This is a genomic window from Sutcliffiella cohnii (assembly GCF_002250055.1).
Classification (GTDB): domain Bacteria; phylum Bacillota; class Bacilli; order Bacillales; family Bacillaceae_I; genus Sutcliffiella; species Sutcliffiella cohnii.
In genome coordinates this window covers 4,303,866-4,327,300 of the sequence record NZ_CP018866.1, presented here as the reverse complement: position 1 = coordinate 4,327,300, position 23,435 = coordinate 4,303,866, and the positions used below count along the sequence as shown (strand labels likewise).

24 protein-coding genes and 1 pseudogene are annotated in these 23,435 nt (G+C 40.2%); 17 read left to right on the top strand and 8 right to left on the bottom strand.

What is annotated here, in order from left to right; genetic code table 11:
- Window positions 1–9: 9 nt before the first annotated feature.
- Both BC6307_RS21650 and BC6307_RS21645 read left to right on the top strand, forming a co-directional pair.
- A complete protein-coding gene (locus BC6307_RS21650) occupies window positions 10–834 on the top strand; it encodes a squalene/phytoene synthase family protein (RefSeq protein WP_066421104.1) in 825 nt (274 codons plus the stop codon).
- Window positions 835–931: 97 nt separating this feature from the next.
- A complete protein-coding gene (locus tag BC6307_RS21645) occupies window positions 932–1,930 on the top strand; it encodes a zinc-binding dehydrogenase (protein WP_066421101.1) in 999 nt (332 codons plus the stop codon).
- A gap of 34 nt (window positions 1,931–1,964) precedes the next feature.
- Here BC6307_RS21645 and BC6307_RS21640 read toward each other — a convergent pair whose 3' ends face one another.
- The 3 genes from BC6307_RS21640 to BC6307_RS21635 all read right to left on the bottom strand — a co-directional run bounded on the left by BC6307_RS21640 (window position 1,965) and on the right by BC6307_RS21635 (window position 4,263).
- Window positions 1,965–2,417: a DUF2269 family protein gene (locus tag BC6307_RS21640; RefSeq protein ID WP_066421098.1), complete on the bottom strand. Its 453-nt coding sequence runs from the start codon at window positions 2,415–2,417 to the stop codon at window positions 1,965–1,967.
- Window positions 2,418–2,533: 116 nt separating this feature from the next.
- Window positions 2,534–2,692, bottom strand: a complete 159-nt coding sequence (locus BC6307_RS24955; RefSeq protein ID WP_157076715.1) for a hypothetical protein — start codon at window positions 2,690–2,692, stop codon at window positions 2,534–2,536.
- A 395-nt stretch (window positions 2,693–3,087) separates the two neighbouring features.
- Window positions 3,088–4,263, bottom strand: a complete 1,176-nt coding sequence (locus BC6307_RS21635) for an IS256 family transposase (protein WP_094366035.1) — start codon at window positions 4,261–4,263, stop codon at window positions 3,088–3,090.
- A gap of 513 nt (window positions 4,264–4,776) precedes the next feature.
- On the opposite strand from BC6307_RS21635, the gene spoIIID reads away from it, so the two are divergent.
- The 4 genes from spoIIID to BC6307_RS21615 all read left to right on the top strand — a co-directional run bounded on the left by spoIIID (window position 4,777) and on the right by BC6307_RS21615 (window position 8,530).
- Window positions 4,777–5,040, top strand: a complete 264-nt coding sequence (spoIIID, locus tag BC6307_RS21630; protein ID WP_066421805.1) for a sporulation transcriptional regulator SpoIIID — start codon at window positions 4,777–4,779, stop codon at window positions 5,038–5,040.
- A gap of 334 nt (window positions 5,041–5,374) precedes the next feature.
- Complete coding sequence (gene mreB, locus BC6307_RS21625) at window positions 5,375–6,376, top strand: rod shape-determining protein (protein ID WP_066421808.1); 1,002 nt, start codon at window positions 5,375–5,377, stop codon at window positions 6,374–6,376.
- A 272-nt stretch (window positions 6,377–6,648) separates the two neighbouring features.
- On the top strand, window positions 6,649–6,909 hold the full coding sequence (locus BC6307_RS21620; RefSeq protein ID WP_066421813.1) for a hypothetical protein: 261 nt from the start codon (window positions 6,649–6,651) through the stop codon (window positions 6,907–6,909).
- 178 nt (window positions 6,910–7,087) lie between these two features.
- Window positions 7,088–8,530 (top strand): glycoside hydrolase family 1 protein, encoded by a 1,443-nt coding sequence (locus BC6307_RS21615; RefSeq protein ID WP_066421816.1) that lies wholly within the window; start codon window positions 7,088–7,090, stop codon window positions 8,528–8,530.
- A 97-nt stretch (window positions 8,531–8,627) separates the two neighbouring features.
- Here BC6307_RS21615 and BC6307_RS21610 read toward each other — a convergent pair whose 3' ends face one another.
- Both BC6307_RS21610 and BC6307_RS21605 read right to left on the bottom strand, forming a co-directional pair.
- A complete protein-coding gene (locus BC6307_RS21610; RefSeq protein ID WP_066421819.1) occupies window positions 8,628–9,056 on the bottom strand; it encodes a hypothetical protein in 429 nt (142 codons plus the stop codon).
- Between the two features lie 2 nt (window positions 9,057–9,058).
- Window positions 9,059–9,250 carry a helix-turn-helix transcriptional regulator gene (locus BC6307_RS21605; RefSeq protein WP_066421821.1) on the bottom strand — a complete coding sequence of 64 codons (192 nt, stop codon included), beginning with the start codon at window positions 9,248–9,250 and terminating at the stop codon, window positions 9,059–9,061.
- Between the two features lie 190 nt (window positions 9,251–9,440).
- Between BC6307_RS21605 and BC6307_RS21600 the strand changes: the two genes are divergently transcribed.
- Both BC6307_RS21600 and BC6307_RS21595 read left to right on the top strand, forming a co-directional pair.
- On the top strand, window positions 9,441–10,193 hold the full coding sequence (locus tag BC6307_RS21600) for a class I SAM-dependent methyltransferase (RefSeq protein ID WP_066421823.1): 753 nt from the start codon (window positions 9,441–9,443) through the stop codon (window positions 10,191–10,193).
- A 170-nt stretch (window positions 10,194–10,363) separates the two neighbouring features.
- Window positions 10,364–11,831, top strand: a pseudogene (locus tag BC6307_RS21595) (IS1182 family transposase); the annotation flags it as partial.
- 172 nt (window positions 11,832–12,003) lie between these two features.
- Here BC6307_RS21595 and BC6307_RS21590 read toward each other — a convergent pair.
- A complete protein-coding gene (locus BC6307_RS21590) occupies window positions 12,004–12,459 on the bottom strand; it encodes a VOC family protein (protein ID WP_066420262.1) in 456 nt (151 codons plus the stop codon).
- A gap of 333 nt (window positions 12,460–12,792) precedes the next feature.
- On the opposite strand from BC6307_RS21590, the gene BC6307_RS21585 reads away from it, so the two are divergent.
- The 8 genes from BC6307_RS21585 to BC6307_RS21545 all read left to right on the top strand — a co-directional run bounded on the left by BC6307_RS21585 (window position 12,793) and on the right by BC6307_RS21545 (window position 21,615).
- Window positions 12,793–13,419 carry a TetR/AcrR family transcriptional regulator gene (locus tag BC6307_RS21585; protein WP_066420268.1) on the top strand — a complete coding sequence of 209 codons (627 nt, stop codon included), beginning with the start codon at window positions 12,793–12,795 and terminating at the stop codon, window positions 13,417–13,419.
- Window positions 13,420–13,438: 19 nt separating this feature from the next.
- The gene (gene spx, locus BC6307_RS21580; RefSeq protein ID WP_066420274.1) at window positions 13,439–13,846 is read left to right on the top strand and encodes a transcriptional regulator Spx; all 408 of its coding nucleotides are present in this window, start codon (window positions 13,439–13,441) and stop codon (window positions 13,844–13,846) included.
- Between the two features lie 30 nt (window positions 13,847–13,876).
- On the top strand, window positions 13,877–14,530 hold the full coding sequence (locus tag BC6307_RS21575; RefSeq protein ID WP_066420276.1) for an NAD(P)H-binding protein: 654 nt from the start codon (window positions 13,877–13,879) through the stop codon (window positions 14,528–14,530).
- Between the two features lie 236 nt (window positions 14,531–14,766).
- Complete coding sequence (locus BC6307_RS21570; protein ID WP_066420278.1) at window positions 14,767–15,339, top strand: TetR/AcrR family transcriptional regulator; 573 nt, start codon at window positions 14,767–14,769, stop codon at window positions 15,337–15,339.
- A gap of 85 nt (window positions 15,340–15,424) precedes the next feature.
- A complete protein-coding gene (locus tag BC6307_RS21565) occupies window positions 15,425–17,668 on the top strand; it encodes a YhgE/Pip domain-containing protein (protein WP_066420280.1) in 2,244 nt (747 codons plus the stop codon).
- Window positions 17,669–18,604: 936 nt separating this feature from the next.
- Window positions 18,605–19,642 (top strand): Delta(5) desaturase DesA, encoded by a 1,038-nt coding sequence (gene desA / locus BC6307_RS21555; RefSeq protein WP_066420286.1) that lies wholly within the window; start codon window positions 18,605–18,607, stop codon window positions 19,640–19,642.
- Window positions 19,643–19,816: 174 nt separating this feature from the next.
- A complete protein-coding gene (locus tag BC6307_RS21550; protein ID WP_066420287.1) occupies window positions 19,817–20,941 on the top strand; it encodes a sensor histidine kinase in 1,125 nt (374 codons plus the stop codon).
- Window positions 20,942–21,021: 80 nt separating this feature from the next.
- Window positions 21,022–21,615, top strand: a complete 594-nt coding sequence (locus BC6307_RS21545; RefSeq protein WP_066420288.1) for a response regulator transcription factor — start codon at window positions 21,022–21,024, stop codon at window positions 21,613–21,615.
- 75 nt (window positions 21,616–21,690) lie between these two features.
- Here the strand turns inward: BC6307_RS21545 and BC6307_RS21540 are convergent, their stop codons facing one another.
- Window positions 21,691–21,999 carry a hypothetical protein gene (locus BC6307_RS21540; protein WP_157076704.1) on the bottom strand — a complete coding sequence of 103 codons (309 nt, stop codon included), beginning with the start codon at window positions 21,997–21,999 and terminating at the stop codon, window positions 21,691–21,693.
- 150 nt (window positions 22,000–22,149) lie between these two features.
- On the opposite strand from BC6307_RS21540, the gene BC6307_RS21535 reads away from it, so the two are divergent.
- The gene (locus BC6307_RS21535; protein WP_066420292.1) at window positions 22,150–22,839 is read left to right on the top strand and encodes a DUF421 domain-containing protein; all 690 of its coding nucleotides are present in this window, start codon (window positions 22,150–22,152) and stop codon (window positions 22,837–22,839) included.
- A 122-nt stretch (window positions 22,840–22,961) separates the two neighbouring features.
- Here the strand turns inward: BC6307_RS21535 and BC6307_RS21530 are convergent, their stop codons facing one another.
- Window positions 22,962–23,282: a thioredoxin family protein gene (locus tag BC6307_RS21530; RefSeq protein WP_066420298.1), complete on the bottom strand. Its 321-nt coding sequence runs from the start codon at window positions 23,280–23,282 to the stop codon at window positions 22,962–22,964.
- Between the last annotated feature and the right edge of the window lie 153 nt (window positions 23,283–23,435).

Below are 23,435 nucleotides of genomic sequence, written 5' to 3'. Positions count from 1 at the left end.
AGGAAGGAAATGAGTAAAACGAATGAAAAATTCCCGAAAGCTGCTTTACGTGTTTTAAAAGAAACAAGTCGTACGTTTTATATTCCGATTACCTTTTTACAAAATGAATTAAAACATACAGTAGCATCTGCTTACTTAGTATTACGCGCAATTGATGAAATAGAAGATCATGATGAAATAGACAATGATGTAAAACATACCATTTTAATGCAAGTAAGTGAATTATTTAAACAGCCGTTCAGTGAAGAAAAGTACCTACAAATTATTGAGCCAATTGAAGATAAGATGCCGGAAGTGACCCTTCGTTTAGGTGACTGGGTAGAAGCGTGTCCGAAAAGTACGCTGCCATTTGTGATGGAATCTTCTAGTGAAATGGCATACGGTATGGCGAAATGGGCGAAAGCAAACTGGCAAATCCGAACACGTGAAGATTTAGACGACTATACATATTATGTTGCAGGACTAGTTGGAGTTTTATTATCGAAATTATGGGAAGTTTGTGCTGGTGTAAAAACAGACCATGAGCTTGCAATTGGGTATGGCCGTGGCCTTCAAGCTGTCAATATTTTGCGCAATGAAAAGGAAGATTTAAAGGAACGCGGTGTTAGTTTTGTACCTGAAGGATGGACACGCACCGAGCTGTTTAAATATGCAGAAGAAAACTTAGCGAAAGCGGACGAATACATGAAATCGCTCAATAAGCGAAGTATTATACTATTTTGCCGACTACCACTCGCTCTAGCTCATAAAACATTAAAAGCGATGAAAGATGGACGAGAAAAAATCACGCGGGCAGAAGTAGAGGAAGTAGTAGAAGATATCCAGGTGAATTAGAATTGTGGATGTTCCTCACGTTAAAACAGAAGCAGGAATTTATAATCGAACATAGAAGTGTATGAGTAGACTGTTATTTAACTAGAGGTGAATGGAAATGAAAGCAGTAGTGCATGCAGAAAAAATTGGGTTAGATGGGTTAACGTTAACGAACATGGATGTTCCGACCCCAGCAGAGGGTGAAGTAAGAGTGAAGTTGAAAACAGCTGGGCTTAATCACCGTGATCTTTTTGTACCGAATCGCCATAAACTAGAAGATGGCCCATTAATTCTCGGTTCAGACGGAGCGGGAATTGTGGACGAGGTTGGACCTGGGGTGGAAGATGTACACGTCGGAGCGGAAGTAATCATCAATCCAGGACTAGGTTGGAAAGAAAATACACCCGCGCCACCAGAAGGCTTTGAAATTGTTGGACTTCCTTTTCACGGGACATTTGCAAACTATATTATCGTTCCGGCCGAAAATGTGTTACCGAAGCCAAGCCATTTAAATTGGAATGAGGCAGGCGTACTGTCACTAGCAGCACTTACAGCGTATCGTGCCCTATTCACACGAGGGCAAGTGAAGCAAGGAATGAACGTGTTTATTCCTGGGATCGGAAGCGGCGTAGCAACGTTTCTTTTACAATTCGCAAAAGCGGTTGGAGCGACAGTTTATGTAACGTCGCGTTCAGAAGTGAAACGACAAAAAGCACTCGAGCTTGGGGCGGATGTAGCGATTGATAGCGCAGCAGAAGATTGGGAAGCAGCCCTTAATGGTGTGAAAATGGACCTCGTCATTGAATGTGTCGGAGCGGCAACATTTAATAAATCGCTCGCACAGTTGAAAAAAGGCGGCACAATCGTAACGTTCGGTTCGTCTACTGGCGACACGTTCCAGTTTGACTTACGCTCATTCTTTTACGGGCAATACAACCTATTAGGCTCGACGATGGGAAGTGGAGAAGAGCTTGAACAAATGCTAGAGTTTATTTCTACGAACAATATAAAGCCAGTTGTTGATACGATGTACACGTTGGACGAATTCGAAGCAGCGTTCGACCGCATCAACAAGGCAGAACAATTAGGGAAAATTGGTTTTATTATTGAAAAATAAGATGTCGGACGCAGGGAGCGAATCCCCTGCGTTTTTAAAATGGTTTAACCGTCATTAATACAATTAAAACAATAGCAGCAACGTGTAAAATATTGTTTAACGGAGCAGATTCTTTCGCAAGACGTAAATATTGCTCTGGAAGATCATCGCCACTAACTCCTTCCAGCGCTTCCATTTGAAGTTTCGCCTTCTTCGGCAACATCCCAGCCGCTATCGGTTGAACCCCAACATAAATGACGAGAGACGCGATGTACCAAATCTCTTTAAATAAATATGGATGAATAATTGCCATAACGATTCCCGTAACTAATAGAGTAAGACTTCCGGTTTTCGCGAACTTTTCAATTTTTTCTGATACGTTTAAAGCAAACCTCGCATGTGAAACAGTCCTCACTGTACTCATAAGTGCAGGCATCGCAAACGTCGCACCTAATCCGACGACCGCCGCCACAATATGAAGCACTAATAAAAACGTATAGAATGTCATACTTTTCACCTCCATCTTTTTGACTACGTTAAATTTTACAAAAATGTTCGCAAAATAGAACAAAAAAGAAGCGGGGAAGGAAAAATTTTCTCACCCCACTTCGACGATACGAGCAATTAGTCGTTATTTTCTTCTTCTCCAAAGCAAAACTCTACACAGCCAAGCGGACCACAAACTTGAACGCAGTCATCCTCAGCCGTAACGGTAATACCTGCACGACGCAAAGCCTCTCTCACAAGACGTTGTTTCGCTCTTCTTTTCGCAGCAATTCCCATTCTTTCTCACCTCCCTATTCCAATCTATTCAAAAGGAAAGACAAGCGTATAGTTAAAAATCTAGCAAACTATGAAAATGGTAAAAACGGTGTCCTCCGGTAATAGAAGCTCACTGAGTATGATGATTTTTTGACAGTACTGATAGAGGGGTGACGATCGGTAATAGGAGTGGGCTACCGTAAATAAGGCGGGAGGATCGAATCGCAAATAAAATGGCGCTACCGCAAATAAAATTGGTTTACCGCAAATAAGAAGGTGGGTATCGCAAATAAAATTGGGTTACCGCAAATAAGAAGGTACTGTCAATAATTATGTGTAAGCATTTGTACTCAATGAGTTATATGTCTTTGTTAGTGGAGGATTCAGGCAGCCGCGGCTGCCTGAATCCTCCACTTTTAGGCTTTGGGATACCGCTCCTCAAACATTTTTAATATTTGATCATGAGCTAGGCCGAATCCACTTAGTTTTCTTCTTGACCAGCGCTCGTTATAGTCGATAGAGGTCAGGTACGTAATCTTTTCAGCTGCTTCAATGTTAGGCAGGCTATTCATGGTTTTTAACCTCTTGCGGATTTCCTTAATGGTACGCTCAATAAGATTTGTAGTGTAGATGTACTTTTGGACATCCTCAGGGTAGCGTAAAAAGGTTAAGAGTACTGGAAGGTCTTCTTCCCAAGAAGCTATTTCTCGACTGTAGCGCTTTTTCCATTTCTCCCTGAGCTCTCCGAACGCTTTCTCAGCTTCTTCGTATGTGCTTGATGTATAGACTTTTTTAAAATCAGTACTTAGCTCAGCTTGATCCTTCTTACGTGCTTTATTCATAGTGGAACGGACCTTGTGTATTACACAACGTTGAACATCAGCTTTTGGAAAGATGGAACGAAATGCCTCTTCGAGACCAGTCAGTCCGTCAAAAACGCCTAGCAGTACTTCCTGTACTCCTCTGTTGCGCAGGTCCTGGAGGATTTCCTTCCAACCATTTGAAGATTCTATTCCTCCTACATAAAAACCAAGGATTTCCCTGTGGCCTTCCGGAGTAATTCCTAGAACAATATAGACAGCTTCTTTGGCTACTGTATCTCTACGAATCTTTACAAATAAAGCATCAAGAAATAAAGCACAATAGCGCTCCTTTAAAGGGCGGTTCTGCCATTCAATCACATCCTCCATCACGGCAGATGTGATATTCGATATGGTGCCAGGGGAATATTGTTCCCCAAGCAAGTTTTTCAAGATGCTCCCTACCTGACGGACTCCAACCCCGTGTTGATAAAGTTGAACAACGAGCTCATCTACTGCAACCATTCGCCTCTGATAAGGCTCAAACATATTAGTTGTGAACTCTCCCTTACGATCACGGGGAACAGCCAAATCTTCAACGCGGCCATACATGGTGTCGAGAGTCCTCGGATAGTATCCGTTACGCGAATTTCCTTCTCCGACAGGTTCGTTCTCTAGTACACTCTTGATTTCCTCACGCAAGATAGTTTCTATTTTCTCCTTTAGGAGATCCTGCATGGAGATTTTTAAGATAGTGGCTAAATCTAATTTATCTGTGTTAAAATGAGACATGGATAAAGTACTCCTCTCAAAGGTTATTGTGGTGATAACTCAGAGAGTACTTTGTCCTTTTTTATTTGTCTAGCAAAAGGACTTACACATACTTTTATACATCATCAATAAAAGGACTATAATCACAAATAAAAATGCAGTACCCCCAATAAAAATTAACTAATACAAAAACTTTCACAGCGTTTCACACTACGTTCCGTTTTTCCCAACACGTTTCATTTTTAAAAAAGCCCGTCTCCCCCAAAACCGCCCCGAAAATTAGAAAATAATTAAAAATTTCGAAAAACCACTTGTCCCTCTTGACATTTGTAGCATAATCCTTCATCCAAGCTAATAAACATATACAAACCAAACATATAAAGAGAGTGTTTGAGGTGAGGATCGTATTTGTCTCGAAGAAGTTTTAGGAATATAACAGCATTTTTCGAACGAGTATAAACAGTACTTCGTTACATCTGATAAGCGGGTCTCATTTCACACTTCTCAACATCCAATTTAGGGAGGGCGAGTGGTGTGCACGATTACATCAAAGAGAGAACTATCAAGATTGGAAAGTATATCGTGGAGACGAAGAAAACTGTTCGTGTCATAGCGAAGGAATTTGGAGTTTCCAAAAGTACAGTCCATAAAGACCTGACGGAAAGACTACCTGAAATTAACCCAGAACTGGCCAACGAAGTAAAAACAATCCTTGATTATCATAAATCCATTAGGCATTTAAGAGGTGGAGAAGCAACGAAGAAAAAGTACAAAAAGGAAGAAGAAATCGTAAAGTAAATGTGTATGAGTGCCAGTTGAAGCACGGTCAATTTCTAAAAAAACGAATAAAAGTATCTACATAAAACAGTTTCCAAGAAGGTTGGGCATACTACCTTTATGGAGACTGTTTTATGTTTAGAAAAGGATTTTACATTCATAAAAAGGGATGTTCCGACGTTAATCGACAAACGTTTGCACCCTAAACGACAAATAGTACGAAATTTCCTTACAAAATTGCAAAAAATGTACATAAAACAATAGTTTATTTCTGGAATTGTGATAAAATATAAAATTAGGACTACAAGTTGTCGGACAATAGTCATACAGCTCATTTAAGGAGGCAAAAAGGAAGATGTTTGCTAGGGATATAGGAATAGATTTAGGTACAGCAAACGTGTTAATTCATGTCAAAGGAAAAGGGATTGTGCTAAACGAACCTTCTGTTGTTGCACTTGATAATAATACAGGAAAAGTACTAGCAGTTGGAGAAGAAGCACGCCGCATGGTCGGACGTACACCAGGTAATATCGTAGCTATGCGTCCACTTAAAGACGGAGTAATCGCAGACTTCGAAGTAACAGAAGCAATGCTGAAACATTTCATCAATAAGTTAAACGTAAAAGGTTTCTTATCGAAGCCTCGCATATTAATTTGCTGCCCAACAAACATCACATCTGTCGAGCAAAAGGCAATTCGTGAAGCAGCAGAGAAAAGTGGCGGAAAGAAAATTTATTTAGAAGAAGAGCCAAAAGTTGCAGCAATCGGAGCGGGAATGGACATTTTCCAACCGAGCGGTAACATGGTAGTCGATATCGGTGGAGGAACGACAGACGTTGCCGTACTTTCCATGGGTGATATCGTAACAGCTTCTTCCATAAAAATGGCCGGAGATAATTTCGATAATGAAATTTTACAATACATCAAGAAAAAATATAAATTACTAATCGGGGAAAGAACAGCAGAAAACATTAAGATTGAAATTGCAACAGTGTTCCCTGGTTCTAGAAATGAAGAAATGGAAATTCGCGGACGTGACATGGTGAGCGGCTTACCGCAAACAATCACAGTTAATTCAAAAGAAATCGAACAAGCATTACGCGAATCTGTTCATGTCATCGTACAAGCTGCGAAAAGCGTGTTAGAACGTACACCACCAGAACTATCAGCGGACATCATCGACCGCGGTGTTATTTTAACAGGTGGAGGAGCACTTCTTCACGGCATCGATCAGCTTCTAGCAGACGAATTAAAAGTTCCAGTACTAATCGCTGAAAGCCCAATGGACTGCGTTGCCATCGGAACAGGCATCATGCTAGACAACATGGACAAACTCCCAAAACGCCAATTCGCATAATGTTGGTGGACACCGGGACATATACCGTGGACGGAGGGACAGGTCCCTTGTCCCACGAATAGCTCCGTTTAAATAATTTACAGCAATCGGAGTGGGAAGGCTGATTTCCAACGGACTTCAAGCACTGAAAAGCTAAATATGATAAGTGAAAGACGGTTCTCTAAACAAAATGGAGGACTGTTTTTTTATTTATTATTAAGAAAGCCGGCTTAACGGTTGAATTTATTTAACAGCAAGCCGTATTTACTTACATATGCGGATTTTATTTAACAATGAACGTAAATTACTTAACAGCCTTTCGAATTTACTTAACAGAGATTGAAAATTACTTAACAACCTTTCGAATTTACTTAACAGAGTCGGAAAATTACTTAACAGCCTTTCGAAATTACTTAACAGAGATTGAAAATTACTTAACAGCTTTTCGAATTTACTTAACAGAGATTGAAAATTACTTAACAGCTTTTCAAATTTACTTAACAGGAATCGAAAAATACTTAACAACTGTTCAAATATATTTAACTAGGAATTGAAAAACTACTTAACCTGGGCTGAGGGACAAATCCCTTTCCTCCCAAAACTGGGTAAGAGCAACTCTTTGTATCGTTTTTGATAAGGGAAAGTACCTAATAATTAGCAAACATGTAGGGGATGTTTATAAAGATACATATTGTGTAAGCTAATCATTTTATCTTTTTGGAGGATTTTAGTATGAGCGTTAGTAACAAAAGATTTCCGGAAGGTTTTTTATGGGGCGGTGCAACAGCTGCGAACCAAATAGAAGGTGGTTTTGATGAAGGAAATAAAGGTCTAAACATTGCGGACGTTCTTCCTGGCGGGAAAGGAAGACTAAAAGTAGTTAATGAACCTGGCTTTAATTATGAAATCGACCATGAAAAACACCGTTATCCAAACCACGAAGCTATAGATTTTTACCACCGTTATAAAGAAGATATTGCACTATTTGCAGAAATGGGATTTAAAGTGTTCCGTATGTCGATTGCATGGACAAGAATTTTTCCTAATGGAACCGAGCTAGAACCAAATGAAGAAGGGCTTGCATTTTATGACCGTGTTTTTGATGAATTACATAAGCATGGCATTGAACCGGTTGTCACCATTTCTCACTATGAAATGCCGGTAAATTTAACGAAAGAATATGGTGGATGGAGAAGTCGCGATGTAATAGCGTTTTTCGAACGATATGCGAGGGCAATTTTAAACCGTTATAAAGATAAAGTGAAATATTGGATGACGTTTAACGAAATCAACAGTGCGATGCATTTTCCGATTATGAGTATGGGCTTCACCACAAAAGAGGGAGAACATCATTATCAAGCAATTTTTCAAGCGTTTCATCACCAGTTTGTTGCGAGCAGCCTTGCGGTTAAAGCGTGCCGAGAAATCATTCCGGATGCAGAAATCGGCTGTATGATCCTTGCAGCTCCTGTTTATTCGTACGACAGCAACCCAGAAAACGTCATGCATGCGTTGCAAAAAGAGCAAATGTTTAACTATTTTTGTGCAGATGTTCACGTCCGAGGAGAGTATCCAGCTTATGCACAACGTTTCTTCAAAGAACACGATGTGAAATTGGAACTTCATGATGGAGATATAGAGCTAATAAAAGAATTTACAGTTGATTACATTGGGTTTAGCTATTATATGAGCATCACCGAAAAGAAAGACAAAAAACCAGAAGAAATCATCGCTGGTAACGTGCTAGAAGGGGTGAAAAATCCATTCTTACAGGCGAGTGACTGGGGATGGGAAATTGACCCAACAGGATTACGCATTATTTTAAACAAACTATACTATCGTTACCAAGTTCCTCTTTTCGTTGTAGAAAACGGGTTAGGTGCTAACGATAAAGTCGAAGAAGATGGCTCGATCAACGACGATTACCGTATTGATTACTTGCGTAGCCATGTGGAAGCTATGGCTGAAGCAATCGAAGACGGCGTCGACTTAATGGGGTACACAAGCTGGGGCTGTATCGACTTAGTGAGCATGTCAACAGGTGAATACTCGAAACGTTACGGCTTCATTTACGTCGACAAGCATGACGACGGAAGTGGTACACTCGAGCGCAAAAAGAAAAAATCATTCCACTGGTACAAAAAAGTGATCGCAAGCAACGGAGAAAACCTATAATTTGTGGGACAGCGGGACACATACCATGGACGGAGGGACAGGTCCCTTGTCCCACCCAAAAAATGGTTGGGAAAGGGACCTGTCTTCGCGTCCACTTTTATAATTCAACGTTCTTCTTAATAGATTTTCGTAGCGAAGTCGTATCCACCAGAAATAATAACAAGCTAGCAATTAATGAAACCATTACACTATCAAATATCGGACGCCCGACTATTAAGGATGCAATCATCATGGTAATAAAAAAACTAAGTGAGCGTGTTAAATTACGCTTTTTTGCCGTTTTTATTTCGTCTTCTGAAAACACATTCGCATATTCAATACCAGAAAGTACATAGCGTAAGAAAGTATAAAATAAGAAAACTAGGAATGGGGCAAGCAGTAAAAATAACGGCTCTATATTTGTATTTAAATATAAGATAATCATGATAAAGGATGAAATAAATTGAAGTACAGCCCCTTCCACGATAAACTTAGAAATTTCCCGCTGTTTATATTCATCATTGGATAACCATTGTAAAACACTCACTCTTATTCCTCCCAAAATAAATCATTTAATGTTTTGTCTAAAGCTTTAGCGATTGAAATACATAATTGAAGACTTGGATTGTAATCTCCTTTTTCAATTAAGCCTATCGTTTGCCGAGTGACGCCAATTATTTTAGCTAACTCTGTTTGTGTTAAACCCTTTTCCATTCGAGCAATTTTAATACGATTAACCATTGTTTTCTCCTGTGTGTATGATATATATTGCATTTGTCATTTATATATTACATTGGTATTTAACAAAATGCAAGTGTGGACAGAGGGACAGGTACCGTGGACAAGGGACCTGTCCCTCCGTCCACAAAAAGGGATTCAATCCATTTTTATAGAAGTAAGTATTAGAGAAACGACGGAGGAAGTGATCTTAATGACAAAATATACAGAAATGAACGCGAGAACAATTGATAAATGGGTGGAAGAAGGTTGGGAGTGGGGGAAGCCGATTAGCCACGAAATTTTTAAACAGGCACAAAATGGTGATTGGTTTGTACTTTTAACCCCTACAAAGCCTGTGCCTAAAGAGTGGTTTTGTGAAATGAAGGGGGCAGAAGTACTTGGGCTCGCTTCTGGCGGCGGCCAGCAAATGCCGATTTTTACAGCACTCGGAGCAAACTGTACTGTGTTAGACTACTCAGAAAAGCAGCTTCAAAGCGAACAGGAAGTAGCCGAACGAGAAAACTACCAAATTACAACAATAAGAGCGGATATGACAAAACCGCTACCATTTGAAGATGAATCGTTCGATTTAATTTTTCATCCAGTATCAAACTGTTACGTCGAGGACGTACTTCCAATTTGGAAAGAATGCTACAGAGTATTGAAAAAAGGCGGCATTTTACTTGCTGGACTCGATAATGGCATGAATTATCTTTTCGATGAGGACGAAACAACGGTAAAATACAAACTACCATTTAACCCTTTAAAGGATAAAGAATTGTATGACGATTGTATTAAAAACGACTGGGGAATCCAATTTTCCCACACAATCGAAGAGCAAATCGGCGGGCAACTACAAGCAGGCTTCATGCTAACTGATATTTTCCAAGATACAAACGGGGCCGGCAAACTACATGAACATAATGTTCCAACATTTTATGCCACCCGTGCAGTTAAAAAATAATGTGGACAGCGGGACACATACCGTGGACGGAGGGACAGGTCCGTGACCACTGAAAAACCCCTCCTAATAAATGTAAAAAAATAAAAAAGAAAACCTTCCTTTATCAAAATTTGGTATAATTAGAAACGACCAAGAATCTAATTATCAAACGAAAAGGAAGGTTTTCTTCTATGCTTAAAGAAAAAGATATGCAGTTAAGCATCTACTCCGAATTATACTATAAAATCCCAAAAAATCATACACTGAAACTTGTAAGAGAAGCAGTTGATTTTTCTTATATTAACAAAGTACTGGAAAAATCGTATTGTAAATACTATGGTAGGCCTGCCAAAGAACCAGAAATGATGGTTAAATTACTCGTTCTTGGATACCTTTATAATCTTTCTGACGAAAGAGTAATAGAAGATGCTTCACTTAATCTAGCTTATATGTACTTTCTAGATATTAATCCTGAAGACACACTACCACACCCCAGCCTGTTAGCCAAGTTTAGAAAACACAGACTACAGGATGTCTCGTTAGATGATATTATAGCCCTATTTGTTAAACAATGCGTCGATAAAGGGATTATCAAAGGTAGTTCCGTAAGTATTGATACCACTCATACAGAAGCTAACACGTTCAAAGCTACACCCGAACGGGTGATGAAAAGATTAGTTAGTAAGATGTTTAAAATATTAAAAGAGGAAGTAGAAAAAATTCCAAGTGATATCAATCAAGAAATCCCGGATTATAAAGAAATTGAAGACCCTAAAGTTGCGAAAGAAACAATGAAAGCCTATGTTGAAGAAACTATCACCACAGTAACAGAAAACGTAGACGTAGAAACTACACCCAAGACAAAAGCAGTGATTGAAAATGCGAAAGAAATACTATCCGATCCAAAGTTTTTAGCCCAAAAAGGTGTACGTTCTATTGTTGACCAAGAAGCAAGAGTTGGGCACAAAAGTAAAACATCCAACTTCTTTGGATATAAAACAGAATTTATGATTACAACAGAAGATAGAATTATTACTTCCGTAAGGGTAGGCAATGGGGCATACGTGGACGGTAGTTTTTTTGACGAGCTATTACAACTCACTATAAAGTCTGGTATTTCGGTTGAAGAACTATATGGAGATAAGGCATATTTCAAAAAAGTGATTTTGGACAAATTAAAAGAAATAAAAGCAGCTGCCTACATACCTGTAAGTGAAATGGCTTATAGAATTAATGAAGAGTTATTTAGTTATAACAAAGACGCTGATCAATGGAGTTGCGAGCAGGGAAATACAACTATAAAAAAATATTATAAGAACACAAAAAAACAGACAATCGTACAAATATTACTTTGATAGAGAAAAATGTAAAGCCTGTCCAATCAGGACAGATTGTATTAAAGGAAAAAATGTTGGAAAAATCTTAGAAGTTGGAATCAACACACCAGAATTCTATGAATATAGCCAACAACAAAAACAACCAGAGTTTAAAGAAAAGTATAAAAAGAGAGCATGCCAAGAATGGAAAAACGGCGAAATGAAATGCTTTCACGGGCTAGATCGTGCGAGGGGGTACGGTCTCAAATGCATGTCTACACAAGCAAAATTAACTGCATTAGCAGTTAATATAAAGAGGATAGGAAAGATCCTATCCTCCAAAACAGGGTAAAAAACACTGGTTAGCATCAAAATAGGACAACATTTTCCTTATTTAGGGGTAAAAGTTGTCCTTATTATTTTTTTTGTTTCAAAAAAAGGGACTTTTTCAGTGATTTCGGACAGGTCCCTTGTCCCACCAAAACTAGGTAGGAAAGGGACCTGTCCACGCCTCCCTATCTCAACAACTCTTCCCATTCCTCAACCAAAAACTTCTCCTGCCTGCCTTTAAGTACAGGTGGTACATCTACAAAACACATAAACTCTAAACTATTTCCATCTGGATCTTGAAAATATACAGACGCATTGCCTTGATTAGGTCGGACGAACGGCTCAACGGAAGTCCGTTTTCCAAAGGGAACGGCATTTATATTTCTTTCTTCCAGCCAGTTCAAAGAATCCTTCATAAATTCATAATCTACACGGAAGGCTATGTGCCTAAGCGACGGGTGATAAGGAGTTTCCACTTCTTCTCCTTCCCAAAGCCCCAACCAACTTTTCTCCTTTTCGATCCAAAAAAAGGCAGTGTCTTCATCTTCCCATGCCAATTCTAGGTTTAAACTTTTGTAAAACTCTTTCGCCTTCTCAAGATTGCTAACCGGTAAATGTGCCTCAAATAATCCTTTAATCATCGTATCTCCCTCCAATTATTGTTCTACTAATATCATATCAACAGTTGAAGGGATACTCTTCGGCCATTGGTGAGACACTATCTCGGTAATTAGTCTTAGATGAGGCGGAGTGACTTCCCGAACGTAATTCGAACCCTTTTAGTTTCTAAAAAAATGTGCGGTTGAGGGCTGTCGTTCCGCCTTAGAATTTCCAAAAAATGTGTGGACGCGGAACCTGTCCCTCCGTCCACGGTATGTGTCCCGGTGTCCACGCTTGACAAGTGACACGGTGTCACATTATATTGTTAATAGACATATGACACGGTGTCATATTATTAAACTGAGGTGTTATCGTTGCCAAAACAAACGTTTTTTAATTTGCCTGAACATAAAAAGAAAAAACTTCTAGAATCAGCGGAAATGGAGTTTGCTAGAGTGCCTCTATTTGAAGCTTCTATCGCAAATATAATCAAAATGGCTGGCATATCTAGAGGTAGCTTTTATCAATATTTTGAAGACAAAGATGATATATATATTTATTTAGTAGATGAAAAGGTAAAAACGGCCATCATATACTTTATCGGTTTATTAGAAAAACATAATGGTGACCTTATTGAGGCACTAACAGAAATGTATTATTACTTCTTATATTCATTTTCCGATGAGGAAGAAAAGCATCTTTTAAGAAACGCCTTACTTTTTACAACATATAGAGTCGAAAGTTCGTTTACTAGTATGTTGGAGAAATACTTGCAAAACGAACACTTCAAGCTAGTGGAAGGATTGATTAATAAAGATCGCCTAAATATAAGTGAAGATAAAGACTTGTTACATATCTTCAAACTAGTCTCTGGATTAGCCTTTAACAATCTGATTGAAAAAACAGTGAAAGGGCTAACGGATGAAGAGGCGATGGAATCCTTTAAACGTAGTATGTACTTAATAAAACATGGCATTTACAAGCAAGAGAACGAAAAATAAAAATAGAGGTGCGAGTGAAATGGCTGTAACGATATATGGACTAGGATGTAAGTCGACAAAGAAAGCAAAACAATGGATGATCAACAACCAAATTCCTTTCGTAGAACGAGATATTAAGAAAGACCCACTGACCGTTCCAGAACTTCAAGACATATTACGATTAACGATGGAAGGAACAGATGACATTATCGCAAAACGATCAAGTCACTATCAAAAAGTAGAAGTAGATTTTGATGATCTATCACTAGTAGAATTACTTGAAATGATTCAAGAACAACCTAAGTTTCTAAAAAGCCCGATTATAGTAGATAGGAATAAACTGCAAGTTGGATATAATGCAGACGAAATTCGACAGTTTTTACCGAGAAAAACTCGTAAGTTCCAGTTGTTGAATTGGACACAAGACCTTAAACCAATCGAATGGTAATAAAAAGCGACTATATGAAGGGGGAAAATAATGCGAGCATTAATAATAGGCGCAACAGGCGCAACCGGTAAAGACTTACTAGATTTATTATTAAAAGACGATTCGTTTCAACAAATAGATATTTTTGTTAGACGTGACGTTGACATACAACATGAAAAACTAAACGTCCATGTCATAGACTTTGACAAGCCCCAACAATGGAAACATTTAGTGAAGGGTGATGTGTTGTTTTCTAGCTTAGGAACAACTTTGAAAGCAGCGGGAAGTAAAGAAGTGCAATGGAAAATAGATTACGATTACCAATACGAGTTTGCGGCGGCAGCTAGAGAAAATAATGTGAACCATTTAGTGCTAGTATCTTCCGGTTTTGCATCACCGAATTCGCGTATCTTTTATACAAAAATGAAAGGGCAACTGGAGGAAGCGGTAAAAGCTTTAAACTTTCCAAAGCTAACAATCTTCAACCCACCTGCATTAATACGAAAAAACAGTGATCGAACGAATGAAGTTACCGGAGTGAAAATTGTACAGTTCCTTAATAAAATCGGCCTATTTCGCTCTCAAAGACCGCTACCAACCGAAACATTAGCTCAAGCCTTAATTAATACGGCGAAAAATGAGGGAAACGGCATGGCTTTGATTAGTGGTGAAGAGATTTGGAAGTGGGCTGGAGTGAAAGGGTAGCTAAATAGAAACGCGGAGTTGCTGAAAAGTTAGCTTCTGCGTTTTCGTTTTTTTAAAAAGCTACACTCGTACTTCTTCCAATCCGACAACTTGGAATTTCCAAAAAATGTGTGGACGAGGGACCTGTCCCTCCGTCCACGGTTGAAAAGAAATGAGGATGATGGTAAAATCACATAGTAAATAAACTGACCGTTTTTCTCATTTGGTCACGAGCGTAGCAATCGGGGGTGGAGTTAGTGTCAGTAGATCGTAAAAGACAGATTTTGGAGGCGGCGGAGAAGTCGTTTTCGATGTTTGGGTATAAGGCGACGACGATGGATCAAGTGGCGAAGATGGCGAATGTCGGCAAAGGGACGATCTATCTTTTTTTCAAAAATAAAGAAGAGCTGTTCGATGAAATTATTTCAGCTCTCATTACTGATATGAAAACGATAGCGGAAGAAGAAATCGATGATAATCTTACGTTCAAAGAAAATGCCCATCGTGTGTTATATCGATTACTTGAATTTCGAAAGTCGCACCAGCTCACGATTAAACTTTTTCAAGAAGAAAGAGACATCGGAACAAAAGCGGTTGTCGACGTAGTGCAACGACTAGAGCAGGCCATTATTCAATATATGAAGGTGATTATACAAAAGGCGATGGACGATGGTGAAATTAAACCGTGCAATCCAGAAATTACGGCTTTTGTCATGATCAAGCTATACGTATCCCTCATTTTCGATTGGGAACGAAACCGTGAAGCATTAGAAAAAGAAGAGATCGCAAAACTGTTCGAGCTTTACTTTTTTGACGGATTAGCAAACTAGGGCTATTAGAGTGAGCCCTCTTTATTTTCACTAAAATGACCAAATGAACAAAATGGTCATAAATTTCAACAGGAGGAAAACACATATGAAAGAATCTTTATTTTTAGCAGAATTAAAACAAATTTTTCGAAACAAAAAAATGCTCGTTTCGATAATTGCGGTGATGATCGTCCCGCTTATGTATGCAGGTATGTTTTTATGGGCGTTTTGGGACCCGTACGAACAGATGGAGCAGTTGCCGGTTGCGATTGTTAATTTAGATGAGGGCGCTGAATTTGAAGGGACCGAATTGCAAATCGGAAACGAATTAGTGGAAAAGCTCCGAGAGAATAAAGTGTTCGACTTTCATTTCGTCGATCAAAAAGAAGGCTATGCTGGACTAAACAATCAGCAGTTTTACCTACTAGTAGAAATTCCGCCGAACTTCTCGGAAAACGCAACAACATTACTGGAAGACGAGCCTGAAAAATTAACACTAAAATACGTCCCGAATGAGAGTGCCAATTTCCTTGCTGGGCAAATAGGGGAAACGGCGATAAATGAAATTAAAGCAGAGATTTCTAAAAATGTAACGGCAACGTATGCAGAGACGTTTTTTGACCGAATTACCGAAATGGCAAGTGGGTTAGAGGAAGCGAGTGACGGGGCTTTTCAAATAAATGATGGAGCCTCGAAGGTAACGGATGGCTCGAAATCTATCGCAGAAAACTTGCAACTACTCGCAGAAAAATCAATCGAGTTTAACAATGGAGTGAACAGTGCGTCCTCTGGTGCACAATCGCTAACAAAAGGAACCGAGCAAATCACTACTGGCCTCGGTACGATTACGGAAAAAATGCCACAACTCATAAATGGTATGGGTGAACTGAAAAATGGTGTCGAACAAATACAACAACAACTACCAGCTCAAATTGCGGGGCAAATGACGACTCAATTAGAAGGTAGCATAGACGGATTAAATCAAAGCATCGATGAATTTAATGGTGCCCTTAGCACACAACTTTCAGCTGGGTTAACAGAGGGCATCGCGGACTCTCTTTCAAAAGCATTAGCCGAGCAAACCATTGCGTCCCAAGCAGCGCAAATGGAACAGCTGAAACAAGCGCTAATCGGAAATAAAATTTTACCGGAAGATCAAGCCGTCGCTTTTATCGGACAAATGGCAGCAGGGTCTCCGACGAAAGACCAACTAGAAAACCAGTTTCAACAACAGTTGCAAGCACAATTGAGTACACCAATTTCCTCAGAAGTTCGCTCTGGAATGAACGAAGGTTTTGCTCAATTTAAAACAGAACTAGGCAGTCAATTATTAGGAAGTACAGCTGGTTTAGAGGAAAAAATTCAAGGAAACACCGATCCAGTCTTTGGTCAGTTATTAGCGGGAGTGGATGCATTACAAACTGGGCAAGGCGAGTTGCAAAAAGGTGTTCAACAGTTATATGACGGCTCGACTGAACTAAATAGCGGAGCGAATGAGCTATCGAACGGAATGAATCAGCTTTCCAGCGGGTCGTCCCAACTACTAGATGGGACAAATCAGCTTGCAGCAGGGTCGAAAGAGTTACAAACGGGTGCTTCCGATTTAACTGCTGGTACCGAGGAGCTCGCGGACAAACTGTCAGAAGGAGCAGAAAAAGCAGGCTCTGTCCAAGGAAACGAAAAAACGTACGACATGATGGGGCAACCTGTTCAAGTCGAAAAAGGCGAAATTAATAAAGTGCCAAACTACGGAACAGGCTTTGCACCATACTTTATCTCGCTAGGGTTGTTCGTAGGGGCCCTACTACTTTCTATTGTGTATGCGTTGAAAGAACCGGCAATCCAACCGAGAGGCGCACTACAATGGCTGTTCAGTAAGTTCGGCGTCATTGCAGGGGTCGGCATCATTCAAGCATTTTTAGTAGATGCGATATTACTTTTCGTATTAAAAATAGAAGTAACAAGTGTCCCACTATTTGTCGTGACATCACTTATTACGAGCTTCACGTTTATCGCACTAGTCCAAATGCTCGTAACAACATTGGGAGACCCTGGCCGATTCATCGCGATTATCGTCCTAATCCTCCAATTAACGACGAGCGCTGGAACGTTCCCATTAGAATTAATTCCAAATGCATTACAACCAATTAGCGCACTGCTACCAATGACATATTCCGTCCAAGCGTTCAAAGCAGTCATTTCAAGCGGCGACTACTCATTCATGTGGCAACAAAATGCAATTCTTCTAACATATATGGCAGCGTTCATGACAATCACGTTTATCTACTTTAAAGTGAAAATGAAAACAACAAAAATGAAAGAGGAAAATGTAATAGCGGTAGGGGAATAAGTTTGACTCCCTCTTTTAAGGCAAGCGGAGGAAAACGAGATGTTTTTCTCCGCTTTTTTTGTATTGTTGTCAAAAAAGATGCGACTTTGCGGTATGCGAACCTCGTTATGCGCCACGAGAAGTACTATATGTGCCAAGCGCCATCCCTGTTACTTATGTCCTTTTCCAAAAAATGTGTGGACGACGGACCTGTCCCTCCGTCCACGGCATGTGGAAGGCGGCGCCGAACATGTAGGTGGATAGCACGGTTAAGGGTATAACGATAGCATTTCTTTTCTTTAGTAGGTGTGTGTATAGATACATTTTGAAATATAGAAGCCACGTCCATAATAAGTTCCAGCCATATCGATATGTGATCATGTTCAATCTTAGTGCAAGCCATTCAACCAATGTTGAGTATATGGCCCATTTAATCAAATATGGAGTTAAATGTTTCTTTGGCAGTTTACATAAAAATAAAAGCAGAAATAATGGCGTAGTAAAGATAACATTAATAATTCGAATAAATAGCATACTGAAATGAGGGTCACGAAAATCCCAGACAAGCTTTCGGTGACAGAGTAAATAGTACACAGCATTCATACCCATGACATAAAGAATTGCATCTGAATGCTTTTTTACCTTTTTCCAGCTATGGTTTTTACAATTTAAGAGAAAAAATATGAGAATAAGTAATATATGCTTCATCCAAACAGCCCTTACGTACATGATTTTCTTTTAGTTTTTCCTAGTGGGCAAAATTTTAACAGGCAAAAATTACCATTGTATATCCCCGAATCCTCAAACTCCCATAATCTCCAACAAACACCCGGCTCGTCCCAACCGATATGACATTTATCACATCCACATATATGACATTTATGACTTATAAGACCTGCCCCTAATACTTATACTTATATTTAGATAAATGAAAGTCTGTAAGGAGGAATTTCAAACATGTCACAAGCAAAAAAGATTTCAGAATTGAAAAAAGAAGTTGCCCCTTTTGAAAAAACAGATACGAAGGCGAGCGTCCTTCAACTATTTAATACAATAATACCGTTAATTGCACTTTGGACGATAGCCTATTTAACATTAAGCGTTTCCTACTGGATCACATTGCCGATCGTAATTTTGGCTGCCGGGTTCTTAGTAAGAACATTCATCATTTTCCATGATTGCTGTCATCAGTCGTTTTTCAATAGTAGAAAGGCGAATGACATCGTTGGAACTATTACAGGAATTTTAACACATGTACCTTACCGTCAATGGAGATATACACATAACGTCCATCACCGCACAAGTAGTAATTTAGACGAGCGCGGCACTGGTGATATGTGGTTATTAACAGTGGAAGAGTATGCAGAAGCACCTTGGCACCAAAAGTTTGCATACCGCGCATATCGTAACCCGCTTGTCATGCTTGGACTAGGTCCGATAGCAGTATTCTTAATACAATATCGATTCAATCGTCGAGGGGCAAAAGCGAAAGAACGTATGAACACGTACATTACGAACATCGGTATTTTCTCGCTACACGGTGGGATTATCCTATTCCTAGGTTGGGAAGCATTTCTACTAGTACAATTACCGGTAGCACTTATTGCTGGTCTGATGGGAATTTGGTTGTTCTACGTACAACATCAATTCGAAGATTCATATTTCGAGCATGATGAAGAATGGAGTTTCGTACAAGCAGCTGTAGAAGGAAGCTCTTACTACAAGCTACCAAAGCCATTACAATGGATCACTGGAAACATCGGCTTCCACCACGTGCATCACCTAGCACCACGTGTACCGAACTACATGCTAGAAAAAGTACACAACGCAAGTGAGCCGTTACAAAAAGCTACAACCATCACGTTAAAAACGAGCTTAAAATCGATTCGTTTCCGCCTATGGGACGAAGAAACAAAATCATTCGTAACGTTCGGGGAAGCAAAGAAAATATTGAAGCAACGTGACTCTATGGTCAACGCAACCGAAAACGTGTAAAATAAAGTAAGAGAACTTCGTCGATTGCTCATACGCAATCGGCGTTTTTGTGAACATACAAGTGGACAGCGGGACACATACCGTGGACGCGGGGACAGGTCCCGCGTCCCACCAATAACTGGATGGACAAGGGACCTGTCCCCCTGTCCACATGGAAGGAGTTGAAATACGACGATGAAACTAAAAGAGAGGTTTCGAAAGAATACGGGGTTAAGTCCGTTCGTATGGATCGTATTTTACATTCTTCCTTTTTATTTTATTTTTCCAACATCATCGATTCCCCAAATTGTGTTTGGGATTTTAATGATTATCTTATTTTTCGTCTTTTACGTATTATCGTTCGTTGCGAAAGGATGGCTCGTTTATTTTTGGACGAGTTTGCAGATTGTCATTTCCACCATTATGGGGATATTCTTTAGTTACATATACTTCTCGTTATTCCTTGCCTTTTTTATCGGCAATTTAAAAAATCGCGTCGCGTTTTGGATACTGTACGGAATTTTAATTGCGACGACGGTCGGCTCTATTAACGTCGGCTTCATTTTGAACAGCCGTGTTTTTGTTACACAGCTTCCATTCGTCATTCTTAGTACGCTTGCGGTCATTCTTTTACCAATCGGCACGTACAACCGCAATAAAGAAGAAAAGCTGAAAGAGCAGCTCGAGAATGCAAACAAGCGAATTGCCGACCTTGTGAAAATGGAAGAACGTCAACGAATATCCCGTGACCTTCACGACACGTTAGGCCAGAAGCTATCGCTCATCGGAATGAAAAGTGACTTAGCAAGTCGCCTTATTTCAAAAAATCCAGCGCAAGCACAGATCGAAATTAAAGACGTCCAACAAACCGCTCGCATTGCCTTAAAAGAAGTACGCGAACTCGTCACAAAAATGCGTGGCACCCGACTGGACGATGAAATTAAACGAATCTACCAAATTTTAAAAACCGCACAAATTAAGTTTCGACTCAAAGGTGACACTCATTTGAAGAACACCACGCTCATCGCAGAGAATGTCGTATCGATGTGTTTAAAAGAAGCAGTCAACAATGTTGTCAAACATAGCCAAGCAACAGAATGCACGATAACGATCAATCCGAAAGAAAAAGAACTAGAAGTAACCGTTGAAGATAACGGAATAGGTCTCGGTGACCGCGACGAACGAAAAGTAGGCAACGGAATTCAAGGAATGCGAGAACGCCTCGAATTCGTAAACGGCACCCTCGAAATCGAATCCGAAAACAGCGGCACAACAATAAAAATAAAAATTCCGAAAGTCCAAAGAAAAATAGAAGAATAAATGGGACAGCGGGACACACACCGTGGACGGAGGGACAGGTTCCTTGTCCCACCAATTCCTGTAAAATGGAGGGGATGAACATGATTAATATCATCATTGCAGAAGACCAAAAGATGCTACTAGGAGCACTCGCAACGTTAATAGATCTAGAAGAAGATATGAAGGTAGTAGCCCGTGCTTCGAATGGGGAAGAGCTAGTCGCGCTAGTGAAGGAGCATAAACCAGACGTATGTATTACGGATATCGAAATGCCAGGCATGACAGGGTTAGATGCAGCAGAACAGCTAAAAGGGTCTGGCTGTAAAATGATCATCCTCACTACGTTTGCCCGCTCTGGTTATTTTGCACGTGCGATAAAAGCGGGCGTGAACGGCTACCTTCTGAAAGACAGTCCAAGTGAAGAACTTGCCAACGCCATTCGCCAAGTCGTGGCTGGCCAACGCATTTACGCACCAGAACTCATCGATGAAATGTACACCGAAGAAAACCCACTAACAGAACGCGAAACAGAAGTGCTTTCCCTCATGGCAGAAGGAAAAAGCACAAAAGAAATCGCCAAACAACTATTCCTAACAGCAGGCACAGTTCGAAACTATATATCCGTTATCCTCGACAAACTCGAAGTGAGCAACCGCATCGAAGCCATCCGAGTGTTCAAAGAAAAAGGATGGTAGGGGAGTGGACAGGGGGACAGATACCGTGGACGAGGAACCTGTCCCCCTGACCTACGACTGTTTACCACTTCAACCTCAAGGAAAATAACGGTCTGGTATTCCGTAAAATCCTCTCATTTGCTGAATGACACTATACAATTCTCTATCCTTCTCACCGGTATAAGCGTACTTTTCCATATCACCATATGCCTGAAATAGTAAATTCACAGGGTTTTGCGAAACGTCTGGGCCTTGCCCTGCTGGATGGCTAACAACACCATCGATCTTGTCTATTTCTTCCGCCGGATACTGCTCTAAAGAACTCGCAATATCCTCCAGCTTACCTCTTAGTTCCGGAGGCGTATCTGGTGCATGCTGTAAAAAATCTTGGATCATGCTATACATTCTATCCTTTTTATCCACAATATCACCTTCCTCTTAATCTTATTATGGAAAGTTGAGAAGCTATTATGTACTGCCAAGTGAAAATGCTATTGGGGGTATATTTCCACGCTTTTCCTAAAAATAAGAAAAAGTATGTTCGGAGGTATCCCCATGTCGGTAATGGAAATGGTTATCCGCACAACGGTCGGTTTTTTAGTCCTATACGCTTTATGCCGTTTTCTTAATAAGAAACTAATTGCCCAAATGACTTTTTTCGACTTTGTTGCCGGGATTACGATCGGTTCCGTCGTGGCAAGCTCCATGCTAATGAAAGATGTTCCGGTTTATATCGGCATGATAGGATTAATATTATTTTGTTTTTATACGTTCCTATCTAGTATTATTGCGTTGAAAAGTATGAGAGGAAGAAAGATATTAGAAGATGAACCGACCTATTTAATAAGAGATGGCAAAATTCTTGAAGAAGGATTGAAAAAAGTAAGAATGACGGCAGATGGACTTGTGACAAATTTGAGGAAAAAAGGGTATTTTTACGTAGATCAAATAGAAATAGCGATGATGGAGATGGACGGATCTGTTTCCGTTCTACCAAAAGCTCCCTACATATACGCGATGCGAAAAGATATTTTTAACATTCAACCAAGTCGCGGACTAGCCCAAGCGTTCATCATCGACGGCCAAATTTTAACCAAAAGCCTAGAAGCACTAGGAAAAGACCGAAACTGGGTAAACAATGTCCTCCAGGCAAACAACATACAAAACGTAGACGAAGTATTCTTCGCCCAAATCGACCAACAAGGCAACGTCTACCTCGACAAACGCGAAGACACACTAAAATAAAGTGGGACACCGGGACACATACCATGGACGGAGGGACAGGTCCCGCGTCCCACCAAAAAATGGATGGGCCAAGATGAATGGCTCTTCGTCCATACAAAAAAAGAAGCCATTACCCCGGCTCCTTACACCATCCCATATATCTTACTAATCTTTTTGCGCAGCTCCTCCATATGTACAAATCGCGCCTCGCGGATCATTTCTTTTCCATCTACAAACAGCATCATCGCCGGTACGGTGAAAATCGAAAAATGCCCAGCAACTTCCTCGACATCGTCCGCGTTAATAAACCCAACCTCAATTTTCGGGAACTCTTTCAATAATTCCTCAATCTGTGGTAATAACGCATGGCATACCGAGCAGTTTGTGCGCGACACGTACACAAAACTCAACGGATGCTGCTCGATAAACTCTTGCGCCATTTCAATTGATGTTAAAGTTAACATGTTTACTCTCCTCTCGTGTGGACACCGGGACGGACACCATGGACAGGGGGACACATACCGTGGACGAGGGACCTGTCCCCCTGACCCATGTCCCCCTGACCCACCCCTGACTAAATTTCCCCTTGCTAGGATAATTATCCTATATTAAAATAC

Excerpts from the sequence above, each read along its gene's own strand:
- BC6307_RS21575 (WP_066420276.1), top strand. The coding sequence starts at position 13,877 with ATGCGAGCATTAATAATAGGCGCAACAGGCGCAACCGGTAAAGACTTA.
- BC6307_RS21615 (WP_066421816.1), top strand. The coding sequence starts at position 7,088 with ATGAGCGTTAGTAACAAAAGATTTCCGGAAGGTTTTTTATGGGGCGGT.
- BC6307_RS21650 (WP_066421104.1), top strand. The coding sequence starts at position 10 with ATGAGTAAAACGAATGAAAAATTCCCGAAAGCTGCTTTACGTGTTTTA.
- spx (WP_066420274.1), top strand. The coding sequence starts at position 13,439 with ATGGCTGTAACGATATATGGACTAGGATGTAAGTCGACAAAGAAAGCA.
- BC6307_RS21590 (WP_066420262.1), bottom strand. The coding sequence starts at position 12,459 with ATGATTAAAGGATTATTTGAGGCACATTTACCGGTTAGCAATCTTGAG.
- BC6307_RS21645 (WP_066421101.1), top strand. The coding sequence starts at position 932 with ATGAAAGCAGTAGTGCATGCAGAAAAAATTGGGTTAGATGGGTTAACG.
- desA (WP_066420286.1), top strand. The coding sequence starts at position 18,605 with ATGTCACAAGCAAAAAAGATTTCAGAATTGAAAAAAGAAGTTGCCCCT.
- BC6307_RS21600 (WP_066421823.1), top strand. The coding sequence starts at position 9,441 with ATGACAAAATATACAGAAATGAACGCGAGAACAATTGATAAATGGGTG.
- BC6307_RS21530 (WP_066420298.1), bottom strand. The coding sequence starts at position 23,282 with ATGTTAACTTTAACATCAATTGAAATGGCGCAAGAGTTTATCGAGCAG.
- BC6307_RS21540 (WP_157076704.1), bottom strand. The coding sequence starts at position 21,999 with ATGTATAGCATGATCCAAGATTTTTTACAGCATGCACCAGATACGCCT.
- BC6307_RS24955 (WP_157076715.1), bottom strand. The coding sequence starts at position 2,692 with ATGGGAATTGCTGCGAAAAGAAGAGCGAAACAACGTCTTGTGAGAGAG.
- BC6307_RS21535 (WP_066420292.1), top strand. The coding sequence starts at position 22,150 with ATGTCGGTAATGGAAATGGTTATCCGCACAACGGTCGGTTTTTTAGTC.
- BC6307_RS21605 (WP_066421821.1), bottom strand. The coding sequence starts at position 9,250 with ATGGTTAATCGTATTAAAATTGCTCGAATGGAAAAGGGTTTAACACAA.
- BC6307_RS21565 (WP_066420280.1), top strand. The coding sequence starts at position 15,425 with ATGAAAGAATCTTTATTTTTAGCAGAATTAAAACAAATTTTTCGAAAC.
- BC6307_RS21550 (WP_066420287.1), top strand. The coding sequence starts at position 19,817 with ATGAAACTAAAAGAGAGGTTTCGAAAGAATACGGGGTTAAGTCCGTTC.
- BC6307_RS21545 (WP_066420288.1), top strand. The coding sequence starts at position 21,022 with ATGATTAATATCATCATTGCAGAAGACCAAAAGATGCTACTAGGAGCA.
- mreB (WP_066421808.1), top strand. The coding sequence starts at position 5,375 with ATGTTTGCTAGGGATATAGGAATAGATTTAGGTACAGCAAACGTGTTA.
- BC6307_RS21635 (WP_094366035.1), bottom strand. The coding sequence starts at position 4,263 with ATGTCTCATTTTAACACAGATAAATTAGATTTAGCCACTATCTTAAAA.
- BC6307_RS21620 (WP_066421813.1), top strand. The coding sequence starts at position 6,649 with ATGAACGTAAATTACTTAACAGCCTTTCGAATTTACTTAACAGAGATT.
- BC6307_RS21640 (WP_066421098.1), bottom strand. The coding sequence starts at position 2,417 with ATGACATTCTATACGTTTTTATTAGTGCTTCATATTGTGGCGGCGGTC.